Source organism: Sphingomonas sp. M1A8_2b (genome assembly GCF_053345535.1).
Genome location: NZ_JBKFAH010000001.1, coordinates 1523937 through 1535926, shown reverse-complemented (window position 1 = coordinate 1535926; position 11990 = coordinate 1523937). Strand labels below are relative to the sequence as shown.

Annotated in this window: 10 protein-coding genes; 5 read left to right on the top strand and 5 right to left on the bottom strand. The window is 66.9% G+C overall.

Going from position 1 to position 11990, the window contains the following annotated elements; genetic code table 11:
- Nucleotides 1–31 precede the first annotated feature (31 nt).
- Complete coding sequence (locus ACLBWL_RS07180) at nt 32–601, bottom strand: DUF2062 domain-containing protein (protein WP_447791480.1); 570 nt, start codon at nt 599–601, stop codon at nt 32–34.
- A gap of 3 nt (nt 602–604) precedes the next feature.
- Nucleotides 605–1087 carry an SsrA-binding protein SmpB gene (gene smpB / locus ACLBWL_RS07175; protein WP_447791478.1) on the bottom strand — a complete coding sequence of 161 codons (483 nt, stop codon included), beginning with the start codon at nt 1085–1087 and terminating at the stop codon, nt 605–607.
- Nucleotides 1088–1401: 314 nt separating this feature from the next.
- On the opposite strand from smpB, the gene ACLBWL_RS07170 reads away from it, so the two are divergent.
- Nucleotides 1402–2052, top strand: coding sequence for a hypothetical protein (locus tag ACLBWL_RS07170; protein WP_447791476.1), 651 nt, complete (start codon nt 1402–1404; stop codon nt 2050–2052).
- Nucleotides 2053–2073: 21 nt separating this feature from the next.
- On the opposite strand, the gene dapA is transcribed toward ACLBWL_RS07170, so the two are convergent.
- Nucleotides 2074–2958, bottom strand: a complete 885-nt coding sequence (gene dapA, locus ACLBWL_RS07165; protein WP_447791474.1) for a 4-hydroxy-tetrahydrodipicolinate synthase — start codon at nt 2956–2958, stop codon at nt 2074–2076.
- Between the two features lie 90 nt (nt 2959–3048).
- On the opposite strand from dapA, the gene ACLBWL_RS07160 reads away from it, so the two are divergent.
- The 4 genes from ACLBWL_RS07160 (at nt 3049) to ACLBWL_RS07145 (ending at nt 6992) form a co-directional block, all read left to right on the top strand.
- Complete coding sequence (locus ACLBWL_RS07160; protein ID WP_447791472.1) at nt 3049–5058, top strand: lytic transglycosylase domain-containing protein; 2010 nt, start codon at nt 3049–3051, stop codon at nt 5056–5058.
- Between the two features lie 76 nt (nt 5059–5134).
- A complete protein-coding gene (greB, locus tag ACLBWL_RS07155) occupies nt 5135–5611 on the top strand; it encodes a transcription elongation factor GreB (RefSeq protein ID WP_447791470.1) in 477 nt (158 codons plus the stop codon).
- A 225-nt stretch (nt 5612–5836) separates the two neighbouring features.
- A complete protein-coding gene (locus ACLBWL_RS07150) occupies nt 5837–6217 on the top strand; it encodes a DoxX family protein (RefSeq protein WP_447791468.1) in 381 nt (126 codons plus the stop codon).
- Nucleotides 6218–6227: 10 nt separating this feature from the next.
- Complete coding sequence (locus ACLBWL_RS07145) at nt 6228–6992, top strand: NYN domain-containing protein (protein WP_447791466.1); 765 nt, start codon at nt 6228–6230, stop codon at nt 6990–6992.
- A gap of 149 nt (nt 6993–7141) precedes the next feature.
- Here the strand turns inward: ACLBWL_RS07145 and ACLBWL_RS07140 are convergent, their stop codons facing one another.
- Both ACLBWL_RS07140 and ACLBWL_RS07135 read right to left on the bottom strand, forming a co-directional pair.
- Nucleotides 7142–8653: an MATE family efflux transporter gene (locus ACLBWL_RS07140; protein ID WP_447791464.1), complete on the bottom strand. Its 1512-nt coding sequence runs from the start codon at nt 8651–8653 to the stop codon at nt 7142–7144.
- A gap of 475 nt (nt 8654–9128) precedes the next feature.
- The gene (locus tag ACLBWL_RS07135) at nt 9129–11930 is read right to left on the bottom strand and encodes a valine--tRNA ligase (RefSeq protein ID WP_447791462.1); all 2802 of its coding nucleotides are present in this window, start codon (nt 11928–11930) and stop codon (nt 9129–9131) included.
- Between the last annotated feature and the right edge of the window lie 60 nt (nt 11931–11990).

Genomic DNA, 11990 nt, shown 5'->3' with positions numbered 1-11990 from the left:
ACGGTCCGTCAATTCCAACCGGTGTCAAATGTTACGAAACATGACCGTGACGATTGTCGTGGCGGTGCCGCCACTTGCGCGCGATCCATAGCCGCCAGCCGAGCGCGCTGAGCGCATAGCCGCCGACCGAGGCGACGACCGTGATGATCAACAGCCCGAGCGCGGTCGCGGGGCCCGCCTGCATCAGCCACGGGATCCATTCGGTCTGCGCCGCCGCCTCGGCGACCGGCTGGCCCGGAACATGCGCATCGAGCCGCAGCAGCGACGACCCGATCCAATAGGCGGCGATCCACAGCGGCGGCGTCGTCAGCGGATTGGTGACGAAGGTGGTCAGCGCCGCGGTCGGCACGTTCGCACGAAACGGAAGTGCGAAGATCGCCGCGACGGGCGTCTGCGCGACCGGGATCAGGATGCCCGCAACCATCCCGAGCGCGACGCCGCGCGGCACTGATCGTCGGGTGAAGCGCCACAACTCCGGGGCGAGGACGCGGTGCGCGACCGGGCGCAGCAGCCGGTTGCGCTCCATCGATTCGCGGGTCGGCAGGTTGCGATGCGACCACGCCGCGAGGCGCCCGAAGATACTGCCCGGCGCCTTCGACACAGGCTATCCGCGATCCCGCATGATCCGGCCCTGCTCGCGCTTCCAGTCCTGTTCCTTCACCGAGTCGCGCTTGTCGTGGTTCTGCTTGCCCTTGGCGAGCGCCAGTTCGATCTTCGCGCGGCCCTTCGAATTGAAGTAGATCATCAGCGGGACCAGCGTCATGCCCTGGCGCGCGACCGCGCCGAACATCTTGTTGATCTCGCGCTCGTGGAGCAGCAATTTGCGCGGCCGCTTGGGCTCGTGGTTGAAGCGGTTGCCGTGGCTGAATTCTGGGATGTTCGAATTCACCAGAATGACGTTCTTGCCCTTCACCTCGGCATAGGCCTCGGCGATCGAGCCCTCGCCGCCCCGCAGCGCCTTCACCTCGGTGCCGGTGAGCGCGATGCCTGCCTCGAACACCTGCTCGATATAATAATCATACCGCGCGCGCCGGTTCTCGGCGACGATCTTGGTCTTCTCGAAGGTCGGGGGTTTGGGACGTGCCATGGGACGCGCGATGTAGGAGGTCGGAGGGCTTAGGGGAAGCGGTGGTGCGTAGTTCTTCTTAGTCTTGGGCTTCCCCTTTTCTTCGCCCCGCCCTGGAAGGGAGGGGTTTGGGGGTGGGTCGGGTTGCGCATATCCGGCCCGTGGCGACTCAAGCTGGCCTACCCACCCCCGGCCCCTCCCTTCCAGGGAGGGGAGACCGTTGTGGTTCAAAGAAGGTTGCGTTCGCCAAGGTGGCGTCGACTACGGCAGACGTTGTGCTGCACAACCGAATAGCACATGATTGCCGCTCCCCGGCCGTTGGGTTAGCTCACGCTATGAACGCAACCCAACGCTACGCCCAAGACGGCTATGCCGCCGTTCCACAACTGATCGCGCCGTCGGTCGCCAATGCTTTCCTTCGCCAGCTCGTCTCCGACATGGAGGCTCGAGGGACGCCGCTGACCGCGCAGCGAAACGGCTCGGCATTGTTACGGCGCGAGGCGATCGAAGTTTATGGCTTTCATTACCCGCCGATGCTGACGTTCCTGTGGGGCCTGACGCCGTTCGTCGCCACCGCGATCGGGCGCCACCTGCTGCCCGCGTACAGCTATTTTCGGATCTATCAGGAAGGCGATATCTGCCGCGTGCACAGCGACAGGCCGTCGTGCGAACACAGCCTTTCGCTGACGCTGGACTACAGCGACGGCGTGCCCTGGAACCTGGAGATCGGCACCGACCACATTGCCGTGCCCAAACCCGTGGTCGAGGACGACTTCGGTTCGGCCGGGTTCGCGTCGCTCAGCATGGAACCCGGCGATGGCGTCCTGTACCAAGGCGTCCACCGTCGGCACGGCCGGATCACGCCCAATCCCAATGCGTGGTCGGCGCACCTGTTTCTGCACTGGGTCGAGCGCGACGGGCCCAACGCTGCATTCGCCTTCGATGGCAATCACGCCGCGGCGAAGGCCGTCGATCTCGCTCTTTAGCGGCGGGGTAACCGCCGGTCGCTAAGCGAGCCGGGCGTGTGTAAGGGCCGCGTCGACTGCCGCCCGCGAGGCCTCACCGGCGGGGGTCATCGGCAGGCGTAGCGTCTCCGGAAAGCCGCTCCGTACCTTGGTCATCGCGTATTTCACCGGGCCCGGCGAGGCGTCAGTGAAGAGCGCTTCATGGAGCGCGTAGAGCTGGTCCTGATACGCCAACGCCTTGACGAAATCGCCCGACTGGCACGCCGCCTGGAACTGCGCGCACAGCTTCGGCGCGACGTTGGCGGAGACCGAGATGCACCCGGTGCCGCCCATGACGTTGAACGCCAGCGCCATGTCGTCATTGCCCGACAACTGGCAGAAATCCGGGCCGCACGACGCGCGGTGCTGCGAGACGCGGGCGAGGACGCCGCTGGCATCCTTCACACCGACGAATACCTTCGGGAACGCCGCGACGATCCGCGCCAGCGTCGCCGGCTGGATGTCGGTCACCGTCCGCGCGGGGACGTTGTAGAGGATGATCGGCAGCGGCGTCGTCTGCGCCAGCGCCTCGAAATGGCGGAAGATACCCTCCTGCCCCGGCCGGTTATAATAGGGCGGCACCATCAGCGCGGCGTCGGCACCGGCGTCCTTAGCGGCGCGCAGGTTTGCAGACGCGACGCGCGTATCGTTCGAGCCGGCGCCGGCGATGACGGGCACGCGTCCCTTCGCCTGATCGACGCAGACGCGGACGACGTGGAAATGCTCGTCGTACGACAAGGTCGCGGCTTCGCCGGTGGTGCCGCAGGCGACGAGGCCCGACGAGCCCTCGGCGATCTGCCACTCGACGAAGTCGCGATAGGCGGGTTCGTCGAAACTGCCATCGGCGGCGAACGGCGTGACGAGCGCGGGAATCGATCCTGAAAACATGCGGCAGCCTGCGGTCCTAATGCGCCAGATCTTGGGAAGTATCTGGATTTCGTTCAGGACAGATACGGGTTCGATGCGTATGCTGTCCACATGGTAGCATCGATGTTGAAAACGAGCCTTCTTCTTGCAGTCGTCGCACAGACGGCTGTTTCCTCGGGTGCCATCGGGGATGGCGGTCAGCAGACGCTCGATCGATACAGTACACAGCTTGCCAATATGGGGCCCAATGCGCAGCCGATGGCAACGGATGGCGCGATCGCCTCGACCATCGCGCAGTGGCGCGCGTTGCAGCAGACCGATGCGCTGCCGTTCGACAGCTATGCAGGCTTCCTGATGGCGCATCCGGGCTGGCCGAACGAGGCGGCCAATCGTCGTGCGGCGGAGCGCAAGGCGGCGACGGGTTCGCCCAACAGCGTGATCGCGTTCTTCCGCCGGTATCCGCCGCAGTCCGCATCCGGCGGCGTCGCCTATGCGCGGGCGCTGATGGCGACGGGCGCGCGGGATCAGGCGTATGCGGCAGTGCGGACGGCGTGGCGGAGCGCCGGGCTGACGCCGACCGACGAGGCGATGGTGCTGTCGGGCTTTCCCGGGGCGCTGACGTCGGACGACCAGGATGCGCGGACGGATGCGCTGTTGTGGGCCGGCCAGACCGGCACGGCGCAGCGGCAACTGGCCTGGACGAGCGCGGCGCGGCGTCCCGTGTTCGAGGCGCGGCTCGCGTTCCGGACGAATGCGCCGAACGCGTCGGAGATCTCATCCGCGACGCAGACGCTGTATGCGAACGATGCGGGTTATGTCGCGGACCGGGCGCAGTGGCTGCGCAATTCGGGGGCGAGCCCGTCGGCGCGGGCGTGGCTGGCGCGGCCTCGGTCGCTGGTGACGCGGCCGGGCAATCCGGCGGAATGGTATGAGGTGCTGGTCACCAACGCGAACGGTGCGGCGAACGACGGGCAATACCAGACGGCCTACGACATCGCGCGGCAGATCGACGACGCGTATCCGTATGGCGCGGACATCTCGACGAAGTCCTATGCCGAGCGCGACGAATACACCAATCTCGCCTGGCTCGGCGGACGGGTGGCGATGAAGCAGCTCGGGCGGCCGGCGGACGCGATGACGCTGTTCGACCGGTACGCGAAGGGGTCGCGCTCGCCGCAGGTCCGGTCGAAGGGCTATTACTGGGCGGGCCGTGCGGCGGAGGCGGCCGGGTTGGCGCCTCAGGCGGCGGCGTTCTACGGCCAGGCGGCGGGGTACCGCGATCAATATTACGGGCAGCTGGCGAACGAGCGGACCGGGCGTGCGCTGGTTCCGCCGCCATCGGTCGCATCGATCGTCGTCGATCCGTCGGTACGCGCCGCGTTCGACCGGCGCGAGACGGTGCGTGCGGTGAAGTTCCTCGGCCAGATCGGCGACTGGCAGGATCAGACGGCGTTCGTCCGCCAGATCGCGGCGGATGCGACCACCGATACCGATCACCTGCTCGCCGCCGAGCTGTCGAAGAGCATCAATCGCCCCGATCTCGGCGTGATGGTGGGGCGGAGCGCGCTGGCGAACGGCTTGAGCGATTATTCCGCGGTCGGCTTCCCGATGGTCGCGGTGCCGGCGGGGTATGAAGACAACTGGACGATCATCCACGCGATCTCGCGGCAGGAGAGCCAGTTCGATCGGGCGGCGGTGTCGCATGCCGGCGCGCGCGGGCTGATGCAGCTCATGCCAGCGACCGCGCGCGAGCAGTCGGGGAAGATCGGGCTGGCGTATAACCAGGCGGCGCTGACGACCGACCCGAACATGTCGATCATGCTGGGCTCGAGCTATTTCCAGCGGGTGTACGCCAACTACGCCAGCTATCCGCTGGCGATCGCGGCGTACAACGCCGGCGGCGGCAACGTGAACAAATGGCTCCGCGCATACGGCGACCCGCGCACCGGGGCGATTGACATGGTCGATTGGGTCGAGGCGATCCCGTACCAGGAAACGCGCAATTACGTGCAGCGCGTGCTGGAGAACGCCGTGGTGTACGACCTGATGAACCCCGCGCGCGCGAAGAGCCGGGGGCCGGCGCGGCTGTCGTGGTATCTGGGGAAGAACCGGCCGGGCTGATCCAGTGTGTCCTCCCGCGCAGGCGGGAGTCCAGACTGGGCTCCCGCCTGCGCGGGAGAACATGGTAGGGAAGCGCATGGACCGCCCGAACTACATCACCCCTGCTGGTTACGCCGTACTCCGCACCGAATACGAGCAACTCCTGTCGACCGAGCGCCCCGCCTTGGTCGAAGTCATCTCCTGGGCCGCCGGCAATGGCGACCGCTCCGAGAACGGCGACTACATCTATGGCCGCAAGCGGTTGCGCGAGATCGACCGGCGGCTTGGCTGGCTGTCGAAGCGGATGAAGGCGGCCAAGGTCGTCGATCCCGCCGCGCAGGAAGATCGCTCGCGCGTGTGGTTCGGCGCGTGCGTGACGGTCGCGGACCAAGACGACGTCGAGCGCATCCTCACGCTGGTCGGCGATGACGAGACCGACGCGAGCAACGGGCGGATCGGCTGGAACTCGCCGTTCGCGCGGGCTTTACGCGGTGCGGCGATCGGTGACGTGCGACGGGTGGACCTCCCCGCCGGCGAGCGCGACTACGAGGTGATCGCGATCGCGTATCCGTAGATACGATCCTCCCCCGCAAGGGGGAGGTGGCACCAAAGGTGACGGAGGCGGAGGACACAGAACACTTGTTTCCCTTACCTCCCCCTCCGTCTGGCAAGCGCCAGCCACCTCCCCCTTGCGGGGGAGGATCGTTGCCGGTCAACGATCCGTTTCGATTTACGCGAATTGACCCCGCCCGGCGCCCGTGTGACGTTCCACCCTCGCAACGACACCGAGGACTTCCCTATGCCGATACCCGCCATCTGGTCCGCCCGCCTGCTCAGCGTCATGCGCATCGTCGTCGCGCTCGTGTTCTTCAGCCACGGCATCTCGAAATTCTTCGGCCTGCCGCCCTTCCCGATGCCGATGAACCCGCTGCTCTACGTCGCCGGCATACTGGAGGTAGGCGGCGGCGCGCTGCTGATGCTGGGCCTGTTCACGCGACCGGTGGCGTTCGTGTTGTCGGGGATGTCGGCGGTCGCGTACTTCCTCGCGCATTTCCCGCAGGGGCCGTTCCCGATCGCCAATGGCGGCGAGCCGGCGGTGCTCTACTGCTTCGTCTTCCTGTACCTTGCCGCGGCGGGTGGTGGCGCCTGGAGCGTGGACGCGGCGCGCGGGCGCGGCTAATCCCGACCGCATGATCGACACGACAACGCGCAACATCGCCCTCCTGATCGACGCGGACAATGCGTCCGCGGCGACCCTCGACCCGGTCCTGACCGTCCTTGCCGAGCTCGGCACGGTCAACGTCCGGCGGGTCTATGGCAACTGGTCGAAGCCCGCGCTGAAGGCGTGGAGCGATATGTCGATCAAGCACGGCATCGAGCCGCAGCAGCAGTTCGACCTGACCAAGGGCAAGAACGCCACCGACATGAAGATGACGATCGACGCGATGGACCTGCTGTTCCGCGGACGCATCGACGGGTTCGGGATCATGTCGTCGGACAGCGACTTCATGCCGCTGGCGACGCGCATCCGGCAGGACGGCATCCCGGTATACGGCTTCGGGACGAGCCGCACGCCTGAGGGGTTCCGCCAGGCCTGCACGCGATTCATCGACGTCGGCGCGCTTAACGAATCCTCGCAGGCGATGCCTGTACCGGCACCCGCGCCGGTTGCTGGCGAGAAGGCCGCCGCCCCCGCGCCCGCCACGCGTCCAAAGACCACGCAGCCGATCGACGAAGAGGTCATCAAGCTGCTGATCGACGCGTACAACGCGGTGAAGCGCGACGAGAAGGGCTATGCGAGCGTCGCCGAACTCGGCCAGCTCGCGGGCAACCGGTCGAGCTTCGACGCGCGCAACTATGGGTTCAACCGGCTGGCGGACCTGATCGAGACGATCCCGAATTTTCAGATGGAGCGGCGCGAGGGTGGCCGGTCGTTCGTGAAGCGGTTGCGGTAGGCACTCCGGCAACTCTCGTTACGCACACCACCCCGGCGGAGGCCGCGGCCCGATTGGAAAGGTCGCAGTAACGCAGCGCCGCCCTTGGTTAGCGCCGTCCCCCAATTGGGCCCCGGCCTTCGCCGGGGTGGTAGCTTGAGTCGAGAGCCTCACCCCGTAGGCTGCAACCGCCCACCCGGCTCGCTCAGGCCGTGCGCCTGTTCCTCGCTGTCGTCCGGCACCACCAGCGCACCCTTTCGCCAGTTCCCGTAGCGATAATAGCCGATCGCGATCGCCAAGGTGGTGAGCGATCCCAGCGGGAAACTCCACCACAGGGCATCGCCGCCGAGCCAGGGTTTCGCCAGCAACGCAAAGCCGATCCGCACCGGGTACATCGCGACGATCAGCGCGAGCAGCGGCGCGATCACCGCGCCGTTCGCGCGGACGGTCGAGAACAGCACCATCGTCGCGCCGAACAGGATGAAGTTCCAGCTTGCGATCAGCTGGATATGCCGCGCGATCGGCAGCGCCGGGCTGTCGCTGCCGATGAACAGCGTCATCACAGGGCGATCGAACAGGATCACCACGGCTACCATCGCCCCGGTCAGCGCGACGTTGAACAGCAGGCCGTACTTGGTGATGTCCCCGACCCGGTCCCAGCGGCCCGCGCCGATATTCTGCGCCGCCATCGAACTGACCGCCGCGCCGATCGCCAGCGCAGGCATCTGGATATAGGTCCAGAGCTGTTGCGACACCGCATAGGCCGCCGCCGTATCGACGCCGAGCCGGTTGACCAGCCCGACCATCGCGAGACCGGCAGTCGACATGACGAGCATCTGCGCACCCATCGGCAGGCCTTTCCGCACGATCGTGCCGGTCAGCGCGCGCTCGGGGATCAGGTAGCGAAGTTCGTTGCCGCGTAGCCGCAGGGGCAGGTCCCGCGCGTAGATATAGGCGACCAGCCCGAGCAGCGAGACGTGGCTGGCGATTAGCGTCGCCATCGCCGAGCCGGCGATCCCCATCTGCGGGAACGGTCCGATACCGGCGATCAGCAGCGGGTTGAGCCCGCTGTCGAGAATCGCGCTAAGCAGCATGAACCACAGCGGCGTCATCGAATCGCCGGTGCCGCGCAGGCCCATCATCAGCAGCACCATCATCATCGACGCGGGCAGCCCGAGGAAGATCACGCGCAGATAGGCGAGCGCGAGCGGCATCGCGTCGCCCGGCGTGGCGAGGAGATGGAGGATCTCGGGTGCGAATACCCAGCCGAGCGCGGCGATCACGATCGCGCCACCGAGGACCAGGCCGACCGCGGAGCCGAACGCCCGACGCGCACCCTCCAGATCGTGCCGGCCGAAGCTCTGCCCGACCAGGATCGTCGCCGCCATGCCGAACCCGAACACCGCGCCGAAGGTGAGGAACATGATGATGTTGGCGTTCGAGGTTGCGGCGAGCGCGCCCTCGCCGAGATAGCGTCCCACCCAGATCGCGTTGATCGAGCCGTTGAGCGATTGCAGGATGTTCGAGCCGAGCGTCGGGAGTGCGAAAGCGAGGAGCGTGCGGCCGATGTGCCCGGAGGTGAGGTCGCGTTGGCCGGGTTTGCCGCGGGGGCGGTCGGGTTTTGTGCTAAATGGTTCTTGGGAAACGGTGCCGGTTTCGAGGTCGGATGGAAGGTCGCTCACACAGTCTCTCCGTTAGGCCGAACTCGGTCCGGCAACCACCGGCGGACGGTCAGGCGCCCTGTCATAATCGACTGCCTAGCCGCGGAGTGAACTCCGGAACAAGCCGGTAGGTCCCGCGCGCGCGAACAACTATACCGCTCCGGCGGAGGCCGGGGTCCAATTGGAAAGGTCGCAGTAACGACGCGCTGTCGCAGTCAGCACGTCACCCCATTGGACCTCGGCCTTCGCCGGGGGGAAGCGGGGGAAACGGCGGTGCTGATTTGAGAGTCGAAGGCTCCCTCGCCATGCCCGCCGGTTCGCCATCCCCACGGAATCCGGGGGGAGCGGACTGTGGTAGAAGCGACGAGCGCTTCAACCACGCATTCCCCTCCCGCTTGCGGGAGGGGCCAGGGGAGGGCACGACGTACGTACTGGCGTCCGGCTTCTTGGTGCACGCCCCTCCCCCAACCCCTCCCGCAAGCGGGAGGGGAGCAGGTTAGCCCAGGCGTCCGAGTGCGGCGTGGAGGCGAGCAGCCTCGGCGGCCTTGTCGGCGTGGTCGGCCTTGGCCTTTTCCACCGCCTCGGGCTTGGCGCGTTCGACGAAGCTGGCGTTGCCGAGGCGGCCGGACAGCGCGTCGCGTTCCTTTTCCGCCGCCGCGATCGCCTTGGTCAGGCGGGCGCGTTCGGAGTCGAGGTCGATCACGCCTTCGAGGGGGAGGACGAACGTCGCCTCATCGACCACGACCTGCGCCGCGCCGCCGGTGGCTTCGCCTTCGGCATGCGTGACGCGGGCAAGACGGGCGAGCGCGGAAGCTTGGCGCTGAAGCCGCGCCAACGTCGCCGCATTCGCATCGCGGACGTGGAGCGGCAGACGCGCGCCGGGCGGCACATTCAGTTCATTCCGCGCGGTGCGGATTTCCTGAACCAGACGGATCAGCCAGTCGACCTCCTTGCTCGCCTCGGGATCGAGCGCGCGCGCGTCGGCCATCGGCCACTGCGCGACGATCAGGTCGTGCTCGCGCGGATGGGCGGGGTCGGCCATCGCGTGCCACAGTTCCTCGGTGATGAACGGCATGAACGGGTGGAGCAGGACCAGAATCTGGTCGAGCACCCAGCCCGCGACAGCCTTCGATTCGTCGTCGATGACGCCGCGCTCGTCGCCGACCATCTGCGGCTTGATGAGTTCGAGATACCAGTCGCAGAACCGGCTCCACGCGAACTGGTAGATCGCGTTGGCGGCGCCGTCGAAGCGGTAGTCGGCGAGCGCGAGGTCGACCGTCTGGACGGTCGCGATCGTCTCGGCGATGATCCACTTGTTGACGGCGAGGTCCGCGCGCGGTGCCTCCAGCGTCGTGCTGGCGACGATGCCGTTGGCTTGTGCGAACCGGGCTGCGTTCCACAGCTTGGTCGCGAAGTTGCGATAGCCCTCGACGCGCTTCTCATCCATCTTGATGTCGCGGCCCTGGCTCTCCATCGCCGCCATGAAGAAGCGCAGCGCGTCGGCGCCGTAGGTGTCGATCAGCCCGAGCGGATTGACGACGTTGCCCTTCGACTTCGACATCTTCGCGCCGTCCGCCGCGCGGACGAGGCCGTGGAGGTAGAGCGTGCGGAACGGCACGTCCTTCATGAAGTGCAGCCCCTGCATCATCATCCGCGCGTTCCAGAAGAACAGGATGTCGAAGCCGGAAATCAGGACGTCGTTCGGGTAGCGCCCGCCTAACTGCTGCCCCCTCTCCCCTGCGGGGAGAGGGTCGGGGTGAGGGGTCGTACCGGGCGTGGCGCTGCTTGGCTGCCCCTCACCCTGGCCCTCTCCCCGGAGGGGAGAGGGAACGGCACCTTCCTCGGGCCAGCCGAGCGTGGCGAAGGGCCAGAGGGCGGAGGAGAACCACGTGTCGAGTACGTCGGGGTCGCGGCTTAGCGTGACGCCTTCACCGGCTAGAGCCTGCGCTTCCGCCTCGGTCTCCGCCACATACGGCGTACCATCCGGGCCGAACCACGCCGGGATCTGATGGCCCCACCACAGCTGTCGCGACACGCACCAGGGCTGGATGTTCTCCATCCAGTTGAAGAACGTCTTCTCCCACGTCTTCGGCACGATATCGATCGCGCCCGTCCGCACCGCCTCGATCGCCGGCTGCGCGAGCGTCTTCGCGTCGACATACCATTGGTCGGTCAGCCACGGTTCGATCACCACGCCCGAGCGATCGCCATACGGTGTCTGGATCGTCCGCGGCTCGGCGTCGTGCTCTTCGCCGTCCTTGTCGACGTGCGCGATCAGGAAGCCTTCGGCCTTCAGCCGCGCGACGACGGCTTTGCGCGCCTCGGCGGTCGTCAGCCCGAGCAGCTCGGCGGGGATCAACCCGTCGGACACCTGCACGACGCGCGCCTTGGCATCGAGCATGTTGAGCATCGACCCCGCGGCCATCCCTGCCCGCTTGCCGACCTCGAAATCGTTGAAGTCGTGTCCCGGCGTGATCTTCACCGCACCCGAGCCGAGTTCCGGATCGGCATGGTCGTCGGCAATGATCGGGATCAGCCGTCCGGTGATCGGCAGCTTCACCTGCTTGCCGATCAGCGCGGTGTAGCGCTCGTCCGCGCCGTTCACCGCCACCGCCATGTCGGCGAGCATCGTCTCGGGCCGCGTGGTCGCGACCTCGATAAAGCCCGATCCATCCGCCAGCGGATAGCGGAGATGCCAGAAGCTGCCCTTGATCTCGCGAGTCTCGACCTCGAGGTCGCTGATCGCGGTGCCGAGGCCGGGATCCCAGTTCACCAGGCGCTTGTCGCGGTAGAGGAGCCCCTGCTTGTGGAGGTCGACGAACACCTTCAGGACCGCCTTCGAAAAGCCCTCGTCCATCGTGAAGCGTTCGTTCGCCCAGTCCATCGAGCAGCCGAGCCGGCGGAGCTGCTGCGTGATCTCGCCGCCGCTCTCCTGCTTCCAGTCCCAGACCTTGGCGACGAACGCCTCGCGCGAGAAATCGGTGCGCTTCTGCGGCGGGGTCAGCGCGCCCATCTGGCGCTCGACGACCATCTGCGTCGCGATGCCCGCGTGATCGGTGCCGACCACCCACAACGCATCCTTGCCCTTCAGCCGCGCGTGACGCGTGAGGATGTCCTGCAGCGTGTTGTCGAGCGCGTGGCCGATATGCAGCGAGCCCGTCACGTTGGGCGGCGGGTTGACGATCGTCCACGGCTCGGCGTTCGGACGGTCGGGACGGAACTGGCCGCTGGCCTCCCAATGCGCGTACCAGCGCGATTCGATGGAGGCCGGGTCGAAGGTTTTGGGAAGCTCGCTCATGCGCCGAGCCTTAGCGAGCGCGCCCGCGCTAGGCCAGCCTCAGGACGCCAACGTCAGGTA